The organism is Yoonia sp. GPGPB17 (assembly GCF_037892195.1).
Taxonomy (GTDB): Bacteria; Pseudomonadota; Alphaproteobacteria; order Rhodobacterales; family Rhodobacteraceae; genus Yoonia.
The window spans coordinates 1571966-1590501 of sequence record NZ_JATACI010000002.1 but is presented as its reverse complement, the minus strand read 5'-3'; the positions used below and the strand labels follow the sequence as shown (position 1 = coordinate 1590501).

The window sequence follows — 18536 nt, the reverse complement described above, 5'->3', positions numbered from 1 at the left end:
CGGATCAGATCCAGAACGCGCCCGCGCCAAAGACGCGCACCAGCTCGTTCAGTGTTGTTTCACCACGGGCAAAATGCCCAACGCCTTCTAACCCCATGGTCCGTTGTTGTGCCCTGGATTGATCCGCAGGCGCCATGGCCTCTTCCGGGGTCAGCATCTCGAACAATGCCTTGCGACCGACATATCCGGTGTTGTTGCAAAGGCTGCATCCTACGGCCATTTTCGGCTGCCAACTGTCAGGGGGCCCAAGGGTCGGATCGGCATCATAAAAGCTCTGCGCCAAAGTCATGTATTTATCATTTTCATGCAGCGCGACAGGTTCCGCACAATTGCTGCAAAGCGTTCTGATCAAACGTTGTGCGCCCACAAGTCGCAGCACCGATTGCAACATATAGTCAGGCACGCCCATATCGCCCAGACGCAAGACCGCCTCGGATGCGCGGTTGGTGTGCAGTGTAGACAGGACCAGGTGCCCGGTCAGTGCGGCACGTACCGCCAGTTCTGCTGTTTCCGCATCACGGATTTCACCAACCATAAGCACATCAGGGTCATGACGCAGGACCGAGCGCAATGCGCTCGCAAAGGTCCATCCCAGATCTGGGTTCACGTCGATCTGAATCAATCCGGGTGTCTGAATTTCCACCGGGTTTTCAATAGTAATGATCTTGCGCCCGCTGTCGTTGATCTGCGCCAGCGACGCATGCAGCGTTGTGGTTTTCCCGCTACCCGTCGGCCCGGTTACAAGGATCAACCCATTAGGTTGGCTAAGCGCATCTTTCATGCGGCCAAAGGCAAGGTCCGGCATCGCAAGCCGATCAAGAGCAGCGAGGGTTTTGCTGTTGTCCAGCAAGCGCAGTACCAGCGTTTCGCCATGGACCGTCGGCATACTTGCCACCCGGATATCAATAGACCGCCCCGCGGTCTGCTGGCGAATGCGCCCGTCCTGCGGCAAGCGGCGTTCGCTGATGTCCATACCCGCGAGAATTTTCAGACGTGAGACGACACCATCATAAAGATGCCGTTCGATGGGGTTCGCGGGCACCAGAATACCGTCGATCCGTAAACGCACGCGGGGGGTTTTTTCAAGCATCTCCACATGAATATCGGTGGCCTTGCTTTCCACCGCTTTCGCCAGCAACCCGTCGATGTATCGCACAGTTGGCGCGTTGTTGGCTAACTCAAGCAGCCGGTCTGTATCGTCACCGTCCTCGGTGACAGTCAGCAAGGTTTCTGTTGCTGTTGCGGTCTTTTGCTCATCGTCGGCTGCGGCGGCACTGCGGGCCAATGCTGCGTCGATATCGCGATCAGTGGCGACGGCATAGTCAATCTCTGCACCGAAAGTCATCTTGAGTGCGCGCCGGACTTGCGCCGCCATGGGATTCGCAATCGCGACTTTTGGCGGTTCTGTTTCATCAACAGTCAGGAGTGCAATACTGTTTTGTTTCATGTAATCGAGCGAAAGGCGGCTATCTTGTGGCAATCTCAGCGGAAAATCGTCGAGCGACAGCAATGGCAGGTCGTGATCCTGAGCAACGGCTTCTGCCCAGGTGCTTTGGGGTACAATCCCCAGCCGATCAAGCACGACACGAACTGGCTGACCGGTAGTGCTGCTGACTTGCCGGACGCGCAACACATCGGCGTGACTCAATGTGCCATCATGGAGAAAACGTGCAGGAATTTCAATGTCATCCAGGTGGACAGTCATCACTCTTGCCATTGGGGACCCAGCACTTTCTTTCTTGAAATTCCGCAATTTCTACCAACACAGAGGCCATCAAACCAATGTCCGAAAACCAGTATAAAGTCTTTGCCTGTAAATGAGGCAAAAGCATGTTGTCGTTTAGAGATTTTCACAGTTTTCAGCCTAACCGATGCTTAAATACCTAAAAACAAGCAGATTCTCGCTTACTTCGGCAGTGCAGCATCTAGATTTTGCCACAATTGCTCAATAGCCAATATCTCAATGCAAAAACAAACGCACTGCTACCAAAAAAACCTACGGGGGACGTTGTGAACAATCTCAAAAATCTCAGCTGGCCATTGCTGGCTGCTATGACTGTCGGACTTGCCACGCCTGCCTTGGGTCAGGCCGAGACAACACCTTCGTCGGTATCTTTTACAGACCTGATCGCAGAAGCTGAACAGCCCCAAGAGATTTTGCGCAAACTCGTGTTGCAGACGTCCGGCATGTACACTTTCCGTGCGCCTGCCAACAGCGGCCTGCAACTGCGCATCAATGGTGACATGCTGATTGATGCGACCGGATCTCGGATTGATGATGTGGGTGAGGATATCACGGCCTTCGTCTCGCTTGAGGCAGGGGCCCATGCCCTTACAATTACGGGTGTTTCGGAAGAAAACATCAACATTGCGCATGTGACGTTGAACTTGGCAGGGCAGGCACCAGAACCGCTCTTTGCGCAGACAACCGAACTTGATGATCTTGAGGCGGCAGAGATATTGACAGCGCGCGCTGGTCTGCCTGCATCGGCTGTCGGCGGGTCCGGTTCTGCGCCTGCGATTGCCTCCAGCTCTGCGCCATTCACACCATTTGCGATTGGCGGCGGATCATCCGGTGGCGCCCGCAGCGCGGCAGCCGAAGCCGGGGAAAGCGTACAAATGGCTTCGGCCGAGATGGGCATGCAGTCTTCTGGTATGGCGATGGCGACACCTGCATCCATGAATGGTGCTTCGACAACGACCCAAAGCGGCGGTGGCTCGGTATCGGGTGGGTCTTCATCCGGTGGTCAGACCGTCAGCGTTCCATCTGTTCCCGGCGGAGGCAGTGGTGGCGGCGGCGGGGTAAACACGCCGACAACACCGACACCTCCGACGCCCACTGCACCAACGCCGACCCCTGTAGCGCCAGCTCCTCCGCCGATGACAGCAACGGTCACGCCGCTTACGCCGCCAGCGGTGGAGCCAACAGAGATTATTCAACTGACAGCGGCGGGCGACGCGGAGGGCTTGGTGCCAAACACAGGCACGACGCTTTTTGGTGCCGTTATGACAGATACTGTCTTTGATCAGGTAGCTGTGACATTTGATCCACCGCGCCCGACCGATACCACTGTCGCAGTAGGCGCAGAGACCGGGCAATTTGCGATCCGTATGTTCCCCGAAGATTTCAGCGGCGCATCCGAAGTGACAGTGACCCTGGTTGGGCAGCTTAGCTCAAACGCGGAGGTCGCCAGCGAACCGGTCAGCTACACTGTAACCGGCGTGCCGGTTCAGGATGGTGTGGGGCAGGCGTTGAGCCGCCTGACCTTCGGTCCAACGCCAGAGCTCTATGCAAGGGTCAGTGCGATAGGTTTTGAGAATTTCGTGCGCGAACAGTTGGATCCGGGATCAATCAACGACAGTGCATTCACCGCTACACAGCCCAACCAGTTGCTGGATTTCTCAGGCACCAACAATCTTATGAATTCACTCATGGACTATGATCTGGCCCATGCTGCGTTTAGTGAGCGTCAGTTGCAAGAAGTCATGGGCCGGTTCTGGGCCAATCACTTCCATGCGATCACCAAGGGCACGTCGATTGTCCGACAAAACCTGACAGACCGCGAATTCTTCCGCGCGAATGCGTTGGGCAATTTCGAAGATATGCTGATGTACAGTGCACGCAGCCCGCTGATGTCGCAATACCTGGACAATGATGCCAATCGCGTAAATGGTCTGAATGAAAACTATGCCCGCGAAGTACTTGAACTCTCTACGCTTGGCGTGGGCGGCGGGTATACCGAAGAAGACATCATTGAAGTCGCCAAGATTTTCACCGGTTGGCACTATCGTTGGGTCAATGAAGGGTCTGAGGATCTACGCATCTATGAGTTTGAGTTCCGCCCTGATCGTCATGATACAAGCGATAAGACACTTTCGGTAAACTTCCTGAACACGACGATTGTCGGTCGCGCCGGTGCCGATGGTGAGCAAGAAGGTGTGGAATTGATCGGGATGCTGGCGCAGCACCCAAGCACCCGCAACTATGTCTGCGGCAAAATTGTCCAGCTTCTTGTGGCCGATCAGGCGCCCGCCAATCTGGTCGCAGCATGTGCGGCTGCCTGGGAGACATCAGGCGGCGAGGTTGTTCCGATGCTGGAAGCGATCCTGCTGGACCCCAGCTATATTACGACGGTCGAGTATCAGCGCACCAAGGTGAAGAACCCGTTTGAATTTGCGGCTTCTTTCATCCGTGCTTTCGGTGCCCGCCCCGTTTCTGGTGAAGAGAACACATTCTACCGCCGGTTCCGTGAAATGTATGCGGATGCGGGCTATGTGCCGCTATTCTTCCCTGCGCCGACTGGGTTGCCCGAAGTCGGCTCTGCTTGGGTCAGTTCTGCTAAGATGGTCGCCACCTATGACCGCATGAGAACGATTGTTGAAAATCCTGACAGATACGGCATTGACTTGTTGCAGGATGCGCTGGATGCGGGCCTTGAAACCGCAGAAGAGGTCGCAGGTTACCTGCTGACAGTTTCGACTGGCGATCGTTTTACTCAGCAAGAGTTTGATAAGGTGGTTATGGTGCTCAATGGCACCGATGGTTTCCATCCACTGGATCAAGAAGGCGATGAAACACGCTCAGTCAGACGGGCGCTGGCCACAATTATGGCAACACCAAGTTTCCAACTTCAGTAACAGCTACGCAGACTACAAACGGAGCATTCAATATGGCGACGCGTCGAGACTTTATGAAATCACTTGCCTCCGCTGCGGCTGTTGCCGGGGTGGCGGGTGCACCGCAGTTTTCCTTCGCGCAGGATGGCAGTGGGCGGACCAAGACCTTCATCAAGGTCTTTCAGCGTGGCGGGGCCGATGGTTTGCATCTTTTCCCGCTGTACAATGATCCGGCCTATGAAGCTTATCGCCAAGATTTGTGGATCAGGCCTCCTGACGGGTCAATGGATGGTGATCGTGCACTCAGCCTGGGGTCAGCGGCGGCGGCTGATCGTCAAAGCACAGGTATCCGTGGCATGAACCCGAACCTCGCTGCATTGCAGGACATTTGGGACAGCGGCAATATGATGCTTGCGCCTTCCACGTCCTTTGAAGGCAGTGGTCGCTCGCACTTTGACAACCAGCGCTGGATTGGAACCGGCGCGCGCAACAACGTCATTGATGGCTATATGAACCGCTTTATGAAAGAGGTGCCGCGCGCGCAGCAGCATCCTTTGCGTGGTTTGGTCGCTGGTAAGACCTCAATCAGCACCGAAATTCGCGGGGAAATTAAGGTCCCCGCAATTGTCCAAAGCGGGGCATATGACATCTCCAACCGGGATCTTGATAACTTTGATTGCGGTGATGGGTGTGACGATTTCCGCATGACATCAATCATGGAAGAGATTGCATCGCATGATGTCGATTTGTCTGCGGCGGAAGGCAACATCAAGGACAACCAACTGGTGCTGTTGGAGTCTATTCAGGATGTCGCCGCGGCGGCTGACGCTTATAGCATGGATCCCAATGCGCCCGCATATTCGAACAGCTCGCTTGGTCGCGGCCTAAAGCTCTGCGCGCAGCTGGTTAAACATGATTTGCCGCTTGAGATGGCGGCTATCGACTGGAACATCGGTTGGGACACGCACCGCGATCAGATCGATATCGAGAATACGGTGAACCCGTTCACCGACCCCAATAAGCGCTACAACGCCCGCATGGCCGAAGGAGCCCGTGACCTCAAGATGTTCTGGGATGATCTGGGGCCTGAACTGCGGGGTGATGTCGTTGTTCTGGTTGGCAGTGAATTTGGCCGGACCAAGAAGCAAAACGGTAGCGTCGGTACCGATCACGGCATCGGCGGTGCTTGGTTTGCCTTTGGCGGACCCACACGACAGGTTGTTGCTGATGATGTCGCCACGATCGACGACAGTGCATTCACCGAGAACTACCTGCCACGTATCACCAGCTATCGGGATATCATTGGTGAAATCATGGTGCGACATATGTTGATGGATCCCGGTCTTGTATCAACTGTTTTCCCGGGCCATAGTTTTGATGATCTTGGGCTGTTCACCCGTAGCATGGCCTGATCGCCAATATTGACGGCAGGGTATGCGCAGACGTGAGTAAAGCTGACGACGCGCCTGCGGCGAACAAATCATCCGTTCCGCGCAGGCGCCGACTGAATAGACTAAGCAACCTTGCATTGCAGGGCACGGCAGAATTGTCTGGACCTGACGTGAACGCGCGTCCGATGTCAGAGCATTTTGTCGTCTTCAGCGAAGATGATGTGCAGCTGCGTCAGGGTGGCTCACGCGAAGCGACGGTTTTTGATGACGCAGCCCTTGCCCGGCTGGCACAAACAGCAGGCAACCTCACACTTGATCTGGTTTTTGCTGATGACAGTTGCATTGATCTGTCATTCAGCCTGCCGGACGCGCTTTTGCCTGAAATGCGGCGGATCATCGAGAATGAAATTCGCTACCGGGCGCCGTTTCAAGAAGATGCCTGTTTTTCTTTCTGGGTTGCGGAAGAACAAAAAGACGGGGCCTGGCGGGCACGCGCTGCTGTGATGCTACGTGCCCCGGTAATCAACGTCATAGAGAAACTGCGCAAACACGGATTATCCCCCGGCATCGTGCGGCGTGCAGCAAAAGGCGCGCCATATGCCGCAACACCTGACTGGGCGGGGCATGACGATGGCGATCGACCGGCCTATGGTACAAGACATCTCCCTTCGCCATTGAAAATGGGGCTGCTGGGCTCCGCTGCGTTCTGTGTTGCGGCCGTTGTTTTGCTGGTTTCACTGACCATGACAGCTGCACAATCGCGTGCTGATGCGAATGGCGCTCAGGCGGCTCTGGCGACGCAAGCTCAAGAGATGGCTGAAATACGTCGTCTTGATAACTCATTGGCGCAGGCCACAGATAAACTGGCAATGGTCGGCACGCTGAGCGCGCTTTTGCCCGATGGGGTCTGGCTGGATCAGATGATTGTTTCTGATGATACGGTGACATTGGTCGGCTTTGCCCCATCGGCAGCAGAGATCACGGCCGTTCTGGCCAGTCTGCCACAACTGACTGAAATTCGTTTCGGCTCGCCGGTGACGCGCGATAACAGTCAGGGGCTTGAACGGTTCCGTATCATCGCTGATCTGACAGGTGTGGCCGGATGAGCAGTTTTCGTTTTGTCCAGCCTGCATTGCCGCGGCGGATCGTGCTGGGGGTCGGGTGCGGGCTGATCGCGTTGCTGACGCTTTTGGGTTTTGGTTTGGTTGCGGCAGCGCAAAACCAAAGGGCACAGATCGCTGATCTCAATGCAACAATCGCGAGAGCCGAGGCGCTGGGCGCGGCCAGCACAGTGGGCCTGCCTGATACCGCGTTTTATACAGGTGACACGCCGCAACTGGCGCAGGCTGTTTTGCAATCTAACCTGCAATCTCTTGCGCAAGCGCATCGGATCAATATCGACGTGATGCGCGCTGACCAGATTGATCAGATTGACGGTTTCGTCCGATTGAACCTGACACTGAACGGTGTCGCACCTGAAACAGAGCTTGGGGCCTTTCTGCATGGCCTTTCGGTGCTGGAACCCATCATCGTGATCAATCAGATCTCGCTGCGCCGTGCTCGCGAAAGTCGGCGAAATGCGCAGCGCCGCGTTTCGTTTCAGATACAGCTTTATGGGTTGTCGCAGCGATGATGAGCAAATCACAAGATCGGATTCTCGGGCTGGCTGTTGCAGCGGTGTTTTGCGCATTGATCATCTGGATCTGGCTGCCGCAAACACCCGCCGCAACACCGGCCGCGTCCAGCCCGGCCCGCGATGTCACCGCCCGTTTGGCGGCCAGCCAAGAGCGCTTGGCCGATCTGATCGCGGTGACCAGTGAACGCCCCCTTTTCGACGCCACCCGGCGCCCTGTTGCCGCACCCGAGGTCGCGGCACCCGTTGCCGCACCCGAGCCCGTGTTGACGCTGGTGGGTATCCTTGGAATCGAAGATGAAAAGGTCGCACTGGTGCGGATTTCAACCAGCGCCCAGCTATATCAATTGAACGAAGGTGATACCCTTGGGGCATGGGATGTGCTGGATATTGCCGCTTACTCAATCACCGTCCGCAAAGATGGTGATGCCACGCAGGAGCTGTTCATTGACCGGTAAGTGCGGTGCAGCCAAGCAGTCAATTGCACGATGATATCTTGAAAATAGCCCGTCGAGCAGGGTGCCGCTAGGGCTTCAAAAATCCTAAACCGCATTCTGAAATTCCTTTCGTTGCCGTACAAAAGCTGCCATCCGTCCTACATGACGCTTCGCATGGCAAAACCTTCGGACGCACCGAGCATCGCGGCGATATCTATTGAGGTATGGGTGGGCACATACCTCAAAACGGGCGTGAATGCTCTCTTTGCGAATTATGCATTGGAAGAGTTCACGGTTCACAAGACGAGAACTCTCATAGATGATCCCGCGCAGTTCATTCTGGTTTCCCAGAATGAAGAAGGCATTGATGGCTTCATTCGTGTGTCATCTGGAAGCCCAGCCCCCGTAAGTGGTTGCTCTGATGTAGAAATTTCTACATTTTATGTTCAGCCAAGGCACCATGGGAAGGGGATCGGCAAACGCCTTTTGTCCGCGGCGATAGAGCATTGCGTTGATATGGGTGCCGCATCAGTTTGGTTTGCGACAAACGCCGAGAATGACCCCGCAATAGCCTTCTATCTTGCGCAGGGTTTCGAACAGGTTGGTGAAACCAATTTCTGCATTGATGACAAAGCCTATCTGAACAATGTCTATCGGCTCGCGCTTCACGGCTAGATGGGTTTGGCCAACGTTGTCCCTTCAGTCGGCAGAGAACGCTTTGGAACGCGCAGAGCCCGCTTGACGACCTAGGCGGGCGCAGACCTTTACCTTTTATGCACCCGCGCCGTTGCGCCATCCGATGAGGTTGAGCCCGGTAAACAGAATTGCCGCGACGCATACGATGGAGGGCCCCGCCGGGGTGTCGAAAACATAGGCCCCCTGCAGACCTGCAATGGCAGAGATGGCACCGATGATGGCCGCAATCCCGGCCATGGCTTCGGGTGTTCGGGCAAGCCCGCGCGCCGCCGCTGCTGGGATGATCAACATGGCCGCGATCAAAAGAACGCCGACAACTTTGATCGCGACAGCCACGGTGATGGCCAACGCGACCGTCAATATGAGCTGTTCGCGTTTGGGGTTCAGCCCGCTTGCATAGGCCAGTTCCTCATTCAGCGTTGAGGTGAGTAGGGCCGACCATCGCCATAGGATCAATGCAACGACCATCGCAGCCCCGCCCCAGATCACCACGAGGTCCGTGCGGGAAACAGCAAGGATATCACCAAACAGATATGCCATCAGATCAATCCGGACACCCGACAGAAATGAAACGGCAACAAGTCCGAAGGCCAGTGCCGAATGAGCCAGCACACCCAAAAGCGTGTCCATCGCATAGCCGCGACCGGACAAGTAAGTCACAGTGAGTGCCATCACCAGCGCCACAGCCGTGGCCCCCACAAAGATCGACAGTTCAAACGCAAGCGCAAATGCAATCCCAAGGATTGCCGCATGGGCCGTGGCATCCCCGAAGTAAGCCATGCGCCGCCAGACCACGAAACAGCCTAGTGGGGCTGCAGCAAAAGCAACGCCAACCCCCGCAAGCATTGCACGGGTCATGAAATCATCCAGCATTATTCAGCGGCCTCGTGACTGTGACTATGGTCGTGGCTGTGATCGTGGTCATGGCGGTAAAGTGCCAATGCGCCGCCAGTGCCCGTACCAAACAGTGCGCGGTATTCCGGCGCAGACGCGACAACTGCGGGCGTGCCTTCGCAACAGACATGGCCATTGAGGCAGATCACACGATCGGACGCGCTCATTACAACATGCAATTCGTGGCTGATCATCAAGACGGCACATCCGGTATCCTGGCGCACCTGTTCAATCTGTTGGTAGAACGCAGCAGAGCCGCGCTGATCAAGGCCCTGCGTCGCCTCATCCAAAAGCAGGACATCGGGCTGGTTGATCAGGGCGCGTGCAAGCATGACGCGCTGAAACTGACCACCCGAAAGCTGCGACATCTGCCGATGAAGCAGATCAGGTACGCCAGCGGTCTCGAGGGCTTGGCGGCAGGCCGTTCTAGACACTTTGCTATTCAAGCGCATGAAACGCGCAACAGTAATGGGAAGGGTGGGATCGATATGCAGCCGCTGTGGCACATAGCCGATCTTCAAACCGGGCCGCAGGTTGATTTCGCCGCGTATCGCCGTCGTGGCGCCAATGATCGCGCGCAGCAGGCTGGTTTTCCCAGAGCCATTGGGGCCAACGATCGTCACGATCTCACCGGGGTCAACATGCAGCGCGACGTTGCGCAACACAGTATTTGCGCCATAGGCGACTTGCAGGTCCGTCACGTCAATAAGGCTCATGCTTGGGCCTTATCCAAACAGGCGGGGCAAATCCCTTCTGCCTCGACCACGGTCTTTTCAATCTGAAAGCCGGCGGCCCGCGCGGCATCACCTAACGCACCTTTTGCCGGTGTTGAATGCGCTTCGGCTACAGCGTCACACAAACGGCAGATCATGAAGGCGGGCGAATGGTTCTGATTGGGGTGGGCGCATGCGACAAACGCGTTCAAGCGCTCGATCTTATGTACGAACCCGTGCTCTGCCAGAAAATCAAGCGCGCGATAGGCCACAGGGGGCTGCGAGCCAAAACCTGCCTCGCGCAGAAGGTCAAGAATAGCATAGGCACCAAGGGCGCGATGTTCTTGTGCCAAAAGCTCAAGCACTTTGCGTCGAACAGGCGTCAACCGCAGCCCTTCGGCGGCGCAACGGTCCTCCGCTGCTGCCAATGTCTGCGCTACACAGGCCTTGTGATCATGCTCTTCAAACCCAAGCGGTGTCACCTTTTGGCCAGGCATGCGCTGCGCCTCTCTTGTCATGTTATGTCATATCATTTATTGAGCCCGTAATGTTATAAAATCACAAGAGAGATACAATGTCCAGAAAGCACGCTTCACTCTCCTTAGTCGCCACTTTGATGGGTGGGACTGCCATGGCTGATGTGCCCAATGTGGCCGTCGATATTGCGCCGGTGCACTCATTGGTGGCCCGTGTCATGGAGGGTGTTGGTGAACCCAGCCTTATCCTACCACCTGGTGCGTCGCCGCATGAATACAGCCTGCGCCCATCCGAGGCAGCAGCCCTGCAAGAGGCCGATATCGTCGTCTGGATGGGCGAAGACCTGGCACCCTGGATGGAAGGTGCAATTGACACGCTTGCCGCTGACGCGGCTGTTATGACGCTGCTAGAGGCGGATGAAACGACGCTTCTTGATTTCCGCGAAACTGCGCTTTTTGAAGCGCATGATCATGACGGACATGGTGATGACCATGACGATCACGATGAAGACGCGCATGCGGAAGGCAAGCATGATCACGACGACCATGACCACGAAGCACATGATCACGAAGAACACGAAGCTCATGATCACGAAGAACACGAAGCTCATGATCACGAAGAAAAGGCAGAAGACGCGGCACACGATGGCCACGATGATCATGACCATGATGATCACGGGCACGACGATCATGATGACCACGGGCACGACGATCATGATGACCATGCAGATGGCCATGAAGGGCACGATCACGGCGAACATGACCCACATGCTTGGCTGTCTCCAACAAATGCAACAGCTTGGCTGAACCTGATCGCTGCTGAACTATCGTCCGCAGATCCCGACAATGCTTAAGCACTTACTTTGCCAACGCGGCTGCGGCGCAGGCCGAAATGTCTGCCCTTTCTGCCGAGGTGACAGAGGTTCTTGCCCCGGTTCGCGGTCAAAGCTTTGTCGTTTTCCACGATGCGTATCAGTATTTCGAAAACGACTTTGATTTCCCGGCATCCGGCGCGATTTCATTGGGCGATGCGACTGATCCAAGCCCGGCGCGGATCGCTGAAATTCAGGAGCGCGTGCGTGACGAAGGTATCGACTGCGTATTGGCAGAGCCGCAGTTCAATCCCGGATTGGTCGCGACAGTGCTTGACGGAACGACGGCGAAGACAAGCGTCATCGATCCGCTTGGTGTGGATTTGGAACCTGGCCCAACGCTTTATCCGCAACTGATCCGGAACATGGCAGCGACATTGGCTGAGTGCCTGTAGTACGAAAATCAGGCGCGGCCATGAGCGCACTCTCAAGGCCGCGCCAAAGTTCGGAAAGCAGGCACTGGCAGCTACAATGATGATATGATGTAGCCTGAGCAACCGCCCGCGCCAAAGACGAGTGATACCGCATGGGTGCAAAACACGAGATGCATCGCTCAACATCAGCTCAGGGCGGTCCTCTTATGTCGTGTTTTTTACGCCAGTTTTAGCGTATGCGTGCCATCAGTTGGTGCGCAGGTTGGGAACCCGTATTGCGGCCCAGGCGCGACGCAATCCCAGTATACGACGTCCCCTGGGTTAACCAATTTGGTTGCATAGCTTTCTCCAATAGAGCCCGAGTCATGTGGATTGGGATATCCGTTTATCGACCAGAACCAGAACGGTGCATGCGATGTAAGCTCTTGTGGGGGTGCCGTATATGTTGTGCCATGAATATCGAAAGATCCAATAATCCGTTTTGGCTCAAATTGATGATCATCTGCAAAAACCAACTGAAAATCAGGCCCTTGCGAAGAAAATGTACTAAGCTGATGATTGCTTTGAATTTGATCCATAATGTCCGAAATCAAAGTCGGGGCGCTCATTGGCGCGCTTTGCCAAACAGCGATGTTGTTGAAAGGTGACATCCCTGGATGTGTTGGATCTGGCCCCCAGCTTACAGCAATTGAGATCGCCCCTGCACAGGCCGAGGGGGATGTAAGCGCGCTGATGCTTTGTTGGCGCATCACGTTAAACAGCATCTTTGCGGCCTGACGATATCCGGACAACGGTCGTACAACGGAGTATCCGTTTGTGGATGCCGTACTGGCTTCCACCATGACACGGCGAAGAACCGACCATTGGGCCTTGCTCAGACCGGCGTCAGCACCGGTTTTAACTGGATCGGCAAGAAACCTTTTTAATGTCTCATCATCGCTCAACAGCTTCCTCAAAAACACACTAAATACATCGTTCATCTAACTTCTCCTGGATTTAAGTGCAGAATCGCACACGGATAGGTTGAATAAGTTTGGATAATTGTCAATTTAAAATGACATAAATTAATGTAATACAAAAATGACACATTCTGTTTGAGCTATGTTGCATTTGATAGGGTCATGACCTGTCGATTCCCTCTTTTTTGCTCGCTTCGCATTACGGCAAACCAGGGCGATTATGGGCGGGGTTATCTTCATAAATCGCAATGGCAAAAAGTTGCACGGCGCAACGACCGCCCGCGGCCCACCTTTTTGACAGCGATGGAGTGAAAAAGGAGATGGCGACGCCAGTTTGGTCGAACCAAAAACCGTATAAGGACCACGTTGCAAGCAATCTGAAGCAGCCATGGGCGTTTTCGCAATCTGTTCATCACATTGGCGTGGATCAGATTGCACCGGCGCGGCGGCATTGCGGAGTGGCTTGCCGAATGTCGATTGGCTGCTGTGGGGACATGGCGGCGCTTTGCGGCCATTAATACGACATTAATAGATATGCGTCAGAGTGGGCCACAGATGCGAACCTAAGGTAGGTTCGTTGCTTCTGGATCGCTTTTGGCTTTGTTACATTTTGACGAAAACACCTTCCAGCTCGAAAGGGCCAGTTTACGAAGCAATGACGCATCTTCCAAAGCAGTGCTGGTCCCTTTTTCAAAGCGCATGTTTGATGTTGCAATTGCGACGTTCTTGCTCCCTGTTTTAGTTGGTATTGCTCTCGCCCTGCTGGTGCTGAACCCCTTCTTCAATCGCGGTCCGCTAATGTACTATCAGTGCCGTATGGGGCATGGTGGTGCGCCTTTTCGGGCATTCAAGTTTCGCACGATGATACCGGCGACGGCCTCTGGGCGTGGCGCTTACGACGCGTTGGAGGAGGACCGCATTTCCAGAATGGGTCGCGTCATGCGAAAACTACGCATTGATGAGCTTCCACAGATTATCAATGTCTTGCGCCGCGAGATGAGCCTTATTGGGCCGCGTCCGGATTTGTATGATCACGCCCGCATTTATATGGAGTCCGTGCCCGGCTATGCCGCGAGACAACAGATGATGCCCGGTATCAGCGGTTATGCGCAAACCGAAGTTGGATACGTCGATGGCAAAGAAGGGATTAAACGCAAGGTTGCAGCGGACCTTTACTACTTGGTGCATGCTAGTTTCCGATTTGACCTTTGGATAGCGTGGCGCACGCTGTGCGTGATTGCCGGGCGCAAAGGCAGGTAGAGACAGGCCCGTGAGCGTCGTCATAAAGCTCGGGTGTTGCATCGTCCGACGTACTGTTGCAAAGGCGGTTGGTAAGGTCTGGCACTTAGGGATGAGGCATCGTTCTTAACTGGAGACCCAGAATGCCTGATCCCTTTGACACCGACTATGTGAACCTGACATCCCCCGCTGTGGCCCACTATGTCATTGCCCCATCTGATGCTACGGATCTCCCGGTCAGACCTCGGGCGATCTATGTGAATACCGCTGGTACCGCCGTCCTGCAGGACAATGATGGCGAGGCGGTGGCTTATGATCTGGCTGCTTAAGCAGCATATTGTCAATCCGGCCGACCCGCGTGATGGCAACGGGGACCACCGCGCAGCTGGTTGCGTGGTATTAAGCATGATCGGTTTTGAGCTCTCTCCGGGGGTTGGGGCTGGTCTTGTGCCCACGCCGCGCCCGCTGGCGTCTTTCTTTCAACATGGCGGCGGCAAGTCTGTGGCCGTCGCCTCTGGCGTGAATGGAGGCTTGACCGTCTGGACCGAAGTTGGCCCGCATCATGCCGCTCGTCTGCGGTTGGATCAACATGACAGCGGCACGCGCTTGTCCTGGCGCGAAACACAATTGGCCGAATTGCGCAATGTGTACCCGGTCGGTGCGATGAGCTTGAGCGGGAGTTGGTCGCAATTGCAAACTTCTGGGTCGGGTCGCGCGGCCAGCTATACCGGCAATCGCGCGATCAGTACGGGTTCGGCAGGTGCCGTTGCTACGGTGCAGGTCAGCCGCGATCGCCCCTATGATCTGTGGATCAACTATACGGGCCGCACCAGTGGCGGATACATCCGCGTCGATATTGATGGCGCACAGTCATTGGTCAATGAAATCACCGACCCTGCCGCTTTGGGGTTCAAGGCGTTCTCGAGCTATGCGCCGACGGATCTGACTCGCAGGCAAACCATCAAAGTGGCCAGTGGGTTGACCGGCCAACATGAGATCACCTTGCGCCTTGGCGGGGCCGCCAATCCCGGGGGCGGTGCGATCATGATCGAGGCCGTGACGATCAGTGGGTCTCTTGATGATCCGTATATCCTGCCGCCAACTTGGCAGCCTAACACGGCCTATCAGATGGGGGATGAGGTACAGTTTGAGGGCATGTATTATGCCGCACGGGCCAGTGCCACCAGCGGTGCCAACGGCCCCAGCCATATAAACGGGATTGGGTCGGATGGGGCGATGGATTGGCGCGCAGACAACCGCCCGACATACCCTGAGTTCACGATTATCGACTATGCGTCCGAACGTGAGTATGCGGCCCGACTTGATGTCGGTGGCGATGTGATTGAAGTGGGTGGCCAGACACACGGCCACGACGCTTTGGTTTCACAATTGATCGCCGTGGATGGGGTGCCTTGGGTGCCCGAAGCGGGCGACGATGGCCTGACAGTTGGTGCTCAGATTTCCATTGTAGAGGTGACGACATGGCAGACCGGCGGCAGTGGTCCCCTGGCCAATTGTCAGACCAGCCGCAGCATTACGCCAGGGAGCATTCACCACAGTATGCAGGTTGACGTGACTGCGGCCACGATGGAAGCAGAGTGGTTTTATGTTGGTATGTTGCCATTTGTCCGGTGGGAGGGTGAGACCGGATCAACCGTTGTCGATACGCTGACCTCTGAGGATGGCACTGTCGTGACATTGGCCGATTATACCGGGCAGGCAGATGATCAGGTTGATTTTCCAATGGCACAACGGCTTGGGTTGACCGCGCGCACACCGCTGGTCGACTTTGTCTACGGTCACGAGGCTGGTGCCTTGCCCGTGGACGGAAACCTGCTGGATCAGTTTGACGCGTTTGTTCTGCCCAATGTTGATGGCCGCACAGCAAGCGGCTCAACTGATTGGCCTGCCAAGGCCTACATCTGTGTCAGTCCGCAAGGCGGGTTGACGTTGCAAAGCGGCGATGCGGCACATTTCTACAACCGCCACGTCTTGTCTGTTGTGACTTGATATGAAGGGGCCGCGTATAGCGTCCCCTTCAAACGATTTGCGTCGAAAACATCCCCACATAAGGATCACTGGACAGTTTGCGCATCTTGCGCAGATGCACTTTTGACAAGATCAGCCCGGTTGCCGGGTGACCGATGTCTTCCAGCGTTTCCAAACCGCGTTGTACAACCTCTGTCGGCGTTTTGGACCAGCGGACAGCATAAAGAATAGTATCTGCGTGGCTGGCGAGCAGCCTTGCAAGGGGGCTGTGGAACACGGGCGGCCCATCTATGACGATATGATCATAGAGTTGTTTAAGGGTGCTCAGCCATTCGGTGAGGTTATCCGCGTTCGATGGTCCTATACCATCAGCAATAGTCGGAACCCGCAGAACATCGGTACCCAGCCTTGCGCTTTGCGCAGCCGGTTCTCCACTGTGCCAGGTTGTCAGGGCCGCGTCCATGACCTCGGCCTCGATGGTGGTGCCCAGCTGTTTATCGCGTTCGTCAGCACCAATGATCAAAACGCGTTTTCCAGACCGGGCCAGCGCATGCGCCAGCAGGAGCGCCGTTTCTGTTTTCCCCTCGGACTCAATGCTGGATGTGCATAGCATGACCTGTGCAGGCCGCGTCTGTGTGATCAGTGCCAGGGCTGTGTAAAGCCCGTAGGCGGCATGCGACAGTTCCGATTTTGGCGGTAGGGGGAATGCCCGCTGCCCTTTGCGCAATTGCCTGAGCGCGCTGGTTGAGAATTGTGCCAGCACGGGCAACCCGGTTGCATCACGCAGGTCACGGCCATCAACAACGCCCTTGCGCGTATTGTGTTGGATGGCTACGAGCATCACCCCGACCGCACCGCCCAGCATCGCTGCGATTGTCAGGATCAACATTTTGCGCGGTCCAACATAGCCTCCCTCGGTTGCGTGCGCGATCCGCTCTGTCCGCGGCGTGTCCAGCCCTTGTTGCATCTTGTTTTCGTGCAACTGCCCCAGAAACGTCTGGTAAAGTTGGCGTGTTGCGTCGGTTTGTAACTGCAACTGGTGTAGCTGTGCCAATCCAGCGGACTGCGCTGACAACTGGGCACTAAGCCGTTCCTTCAGCGCCGCGATATCACCGATTTTTTCACGTATCTGTGCAATTTCAGCTCTGTTGCGGGCCGAACCGCTGTTGGGCGCGATTTCCAGCACGGCCAGCGCATTGCGTGCGGCAGTCAAGTCTTGATCGGTAGCAAGGACCTGCGCGCTAAGCGTATCAAGCCCCCCATTTTGTTGGAGTTGTGCCGTTGCAATCAGTGCTGCGATTTGCATTTCTTGCGTTTCAAGCTGGCTGCGCAATGTGCTCACCCGCGATTGTAACCAGATTCCGGCCTCGACCTGTGTCTGGGCTTGCAGGGTTTGCATATGTGCCAAAAAACGTGCCGCGGTTGTATTCGCCAGCAAGACAGCTTTGTCGGGATCACCGCTGCGTGCCGTGATGTGCACGATGTAAGTATCTGGCTTTCGCGATACGGTCAGTTGTCCGCGCAGGTTCTGGATTGTTTTTTCCTGGACGGCGTCCTCATCTGGCGGGTGCGCATTTGTGCTTAAGCAAGAACATGGCGTGTCTGCGTGCGTATGCTGCGCAAGGACAGTGGTGACTGCGCCGACAGATATCGGTTCAGTTCCGGATCTGACAGAAGGTCCAGTTCAGCAATGACATCTGCCAATACCGCATTGGACGTCACCAATGCGACCTTGGTGTTCAGCGCGGCATCGTCCATTTCGGGCATTTGTTGCATGCCAACCATCGGATCGGCGGTCCCGTCCAATTGCAGCGTCGCGGTGGCCGTGTATTGCGGTGATGCGACGCGAAACCCATAGTACCCCGCGCAAGTGATCATCAGGGCTGTCACCCATAAGATCATCCATTTGCCATGCCACAAGGTGCGCAGCATCGCACCGATATCAAGCGGGGCGATGTACTCTGCCCCATCAATGAGGCTGTCATGCGGGCCCGGCCCAGCCCCTTTGTTGCGTTGCGTCATGTCAAACCGAGCCTTGGTTGTTCTAATCCGTCACCGTTAAGACACCACAAAGGAGTTAACCTTTAATTAATCACAATGAATGAGGACTAAAGCTGGCGTGCCTTTTGGTTAACGGCACGCGCGGATGGTTGTCGTGCGATGTTCAGATCAAGATTTGCAGTTTTGGCAAGACAAAGTGCCATAAGGACCCTTGGCCTGCGGGCGGGGGTTGTAGGGGTCAACTT

Annotated in this window: 16 protein-coding genes and 1 pseudogene; 10 read left to right on the top strand and 7 right to left on the bottom strand. The window is 55.6% G+C overall.

The window, feature by feature from the left end; genetic code table 11:
• Window positions 1–4: 4 nt before the first annotated feature.
• A complete protein-coding gene (locus QTO30_RS08590) occupies window positions 5–1705 on the bottom strand; it encodes a GspE/PulE family protein (RefSeq protein ID WP_340423764.1) in 1701 nt (566 codons plus the stop codon).
• Window positions 1706–2010: 305 nt separating this feature from the next.
• On the opposite strand from QTO30_RS08590, the gene QTO30_RS08585 reads away from it, so the two are divergent.
• From QTO30_RS08585 to QTO30_RS08560, 6 genes are all read left to right on the top strand, one after another.
• Window positions 2011–4638 (top strand): DUF1800 domain-containing protein, encoded by a 2628-nt coding sequence (locus tag QTO30_RS08585; RefSeq protein WP_340423763.1) that lies wholly within the window; start codon window positions 2011–2013, stop codon window positions 4636–4638.
• A gap of 32 nt (window positions 4639–4670) precedes the next feature.
• Complete coding sequence (locus tag QTO30_RS08580; protein WP_340423762.1) at window positions 4671–6029, top strand: DUF1501 domain-containing protein; 1359 nt, start codon at window positions 4671–4673, stop codon at window positions 6027–6029.
• A 32-nt stretch (window positions 6030–6061) separates the two neighbouring features.
• Window positions 6062–7114, top strand: coding sequence for a PilN domain-containing protein (locus QTO30_RS08575; RefSeq protein WP_340423761.1), 1053 nt, complete (start codon window positions 6062–6064; stop codon window positions 7112–7114).
• Entirely contained in the window at window positions 7111–7641 is a 531-nt protein-coding gene (locus QTO30_RS08570) for a GspMb/PilO family protein (protein WP_340423760.1), read from the top strand. The genes QTO30_RS08575 and QTO30_RS08570 overlap by 4 nt, the downstream gene beginning before the upstream one ends.
• Window positions 7638–8099 carry a type II secretion system protein N gene (locus QTO30_RS08565; protein ID WP_340423759.1) on the top strand — a complete coding sequence of 154 codons (462 nt, stop codon included), beginning with the start codon at window positions 7638–7640 and terminating at the stop codon, window positions 8097–8099. Before QTO30_RS08570 ends, QTO30_RS08565 begins: the two co-directional genes overlap by 4 nt.
• A gap of 153 nt (window positions 8100–8252) precedes the next feature.
• Window positions 8253–8753, top strand: a complete 501-nt coding sequence (locus QTO30_RS08560) for a GNAT family N-acetyltransferase (RefSeq protein WP_340423758.1) — start codon at window positions 8253–8255, stop codon at window positions 8751–8753.
• 96 nt (window positions 8754–8849) lie between these two features.
• Here QTO30_RS08560 and QTO30_RS08555 read toward each other — a convergent pair whose 3' ends face one another.
• The 3 genes from QTO30_RS08555 to QTO30_RS08545 are packed head-to-tail and all read right to left on the bottom strand — an operon-like array spanning window position 8850 to window position 10878.
• Complete coding sequence (locus QTO30_RS08555) at window positions 8850–9647, bottom strand: metal ABC transporter permease (protein WP_340423757.1); 798 nt, start codon at window positions 9645–9647, stop codon at window positions 8850–8852.
• A complete protein-coding gene (locus QTO30_RS08550) occupies window positions 9647–10384 on the bottom strand; it encodes a metal ABC transporter ATP-binding protein (RefSeq protein ID WP_340423756.1) in 738 nt (245 codons plus the stop codon). Before QTO30_RS08550 ends, QTO30_RS08555 begins: the two co-directional genes overlap by 1 nt.
• The gene (locus tag QTO30_RS08545; RefSeq protein WP_340423755.1) at window positions 10381–10878 is read right to left on the bottom strand and encodes a transcriptional repressor; all 498 of its coding nucleotides are present in this window, start codon (window positions 10876–10878) and stop codon (window positions 10381–10383) included. Before QTO30_RS08545 ends, QTO30_RS08550 begins: the two co-directional genes overlap by 4 nt.
• A gap of 77 nt (window positions 10879–10955) precedes the next feature.
• Here QTO30_RS08545 and QTO30_RS08540 point away from each other — a divergent pair.
• Window positions 10956–12124, top strand: a pseudogene (locus QTO30_RS08540) (zinc ABC transporter substrate-binding protein).
• Between the two features lie 197 nt (window positions 12125–12321).
• Here the strand turns inward: QTO30_RS08540 and QTO30_RS08535 are convergent.
• Complete coding sequence (locus QTO30_RS08535; RefSeq protein ID WP_340423754.1) at window positions 12322–13083, bottom strand: hypothetical protein; 762 nt, start codon at window positions 13081–13083, stop codon at window positions 12322–12324.
• Window positions 13084–13761: 678 nt separating this feature from the next.
• Between QTO30_RS08535 and QTO30_RS08530 the strand changes: the two genes are divergently transcribed.
• From QTO30_RS08530 to QTO30_RS08520, 3 genes are all read left to right on the top strand, one after another.
• Window positions 13762–14322 carry a sugar transferase gene (locus QTO30_RS08530; RefSeq protein WP_340423753.1) on the top strand — a complete coding sequence of 187 codons (561 nt, stop codon included), beginning with the start codon at window positions 13762–13764 and terminating at the stop codon, window positions 14320–14322.
• Window positions 14323–14444: 122 nt separating this feature from the next.
• Window positions 14445–14630, top strand: coding sequence for a spike base protein, RCAP_Rcc01079 family (locus QTO30_RS08525; protein ID WP_340423752.1), 186 nt, complete (start codon window positions 14445–14447; stop codon window positions 14628–14630).
• Window positions 14614–16311, top strand: coding sequence for a hypothetical protein (locus QTO30_RS08520; RefSeq protein ID WP_340423751.1), 1698 nt, complete (start codon window positions 14614–14616; stop codon window positions 16309–16311). Before QTO30_RS08525 ends, QTO30_RS08520 begins: the two co-directional genes overlap by 17 nt.
• Window positions 16312–16339: 28 nt before the next feature.
• Here the strand turns inward: QTO30_RS08520 and QTO30_RS08515 are convergent, their stop codons facing one another.
• Entirely contained in the window at window positions 16340–17770 is a 1431-nt protein-coding gene (locus tag QTO30_RS08515) for a division plane positioning ATPase MipZ (RefSeq protein ID WP_340423750.1), read from the bottom strand.
• Between the two features lie 101 nt (window positions 17771–17871).
• Complete coding sequence (locus QTO30_RS08510; protein ID WP_340423749.1) at window positions 17872–18312, bottom strand: Wzz/FepE/Etk N-terminal domain-containing protein; 441 nt, start codon at window positions 18310–18312, stop codon at window positions 17872–17874.
• Window positions 18313–18536: the final 224 nt, after the last annotated feature.

What these genes read in the sequence shown, in the direction of transcription:
- QTO30_RS08555 (WP_340423757.1), bottom strand. Translation starts at nt 9,647, where the DNA reads ATGCTGGATGATTTCATGACCCGTGCAATGCTTGCGGGGGTTGGCGTT.
- QTO30_RS08545 (WP_340423755.1), bottom strand. Translation starts at nt 10,878, where the DNA reads ATGCCTGGCCAAAAGGTGACACCGCTTGGGTTTGAAGAGCATGATCAC.
- QTO30_RS08535 (WP_340423754.1), bottom strand. Translation starts at nt 13,083, where the DNA reads ATGAACGATGTATTTAGTGTGTTTTTGAGGAAGCTGTTGAGCGATGAT.
- QTO30_RS08530 (WP_340423753.1), top strand. Translation starts at nt 13,762, where the DNA reads ATGTTTGATGTTGCAATTGCGACGTTCTTGCTCCCTGTTTTAGTTGGT.
- QTO30_RS08570 (WP_340423760.1), top strand. Translation starts at nt 7,111, where the DNA reads ATGAGCAGTTTTCGTTTTGTCCAGCCTGCATTGCCGCGGCGGATCGTG.
- QTO30_RS08560 (WP_340423758.1), top strand. Translation starts at nt 8,253, where the DNA reads ATGGCAAAACCTTCGGACGCACCGAGCATCGCGGCGATATCTATTGAG.
- QTO30_RS08580 (WP_340423762.1), top strand. Translation starts at nt 4,671, where the DNA reads ATGGCGACGCGTCGAGACTTTATGAAATCACTTGCCTCCGCTGCGGCT.
- QTO30_RS08590 (WP_340423764.1), bottom strand. Translation starts at nt 1,705, where the DNA reads ATGACTGTCCACCTGGATGACATTGAAATTCCTGCACGTTTTCTCCAT.
- QTO30_RS08550 (WP_340423756.1), bottom strand. Translation starts at nt 10,384, where the DNA reads ATGAGCCTTATTGACGTGACGGACCTGCAAGTCGCCTATGGCGCAAAT.
- QTO30_RS08525 (WP_340423752.1), top strand. Translation starts at nt 14,445, where the DNA reads ATGCCTGATCCCTTTGACACCGACTATGTGAACCTGACATCCCCCGCT.
- QTO30_RS08565 (WP_340423759.1), top strand. Translation starts at nt 7,638, where the DNA reads ATGATGAGCAAATCACAAGATCGGATTCTCGGGCTGGCTGTTGCAGCG.
- QTO30_RS08510 (WP_340423749.1), bottom strand. Translation starts at nt 18,312, where the DNA reads ATGACGCAACGCAACAAAGGGGCTGGGCCGGGCCCGCATGACAGCCTC.
- QTO30_RS08520 (WP_340423751.1), top strand. Translation starts at nt 14,614, where the DNA reads ATGATCTGGCTGCTTAAGCAGCATATTGTCAATCCGGCCGACCCGCGT.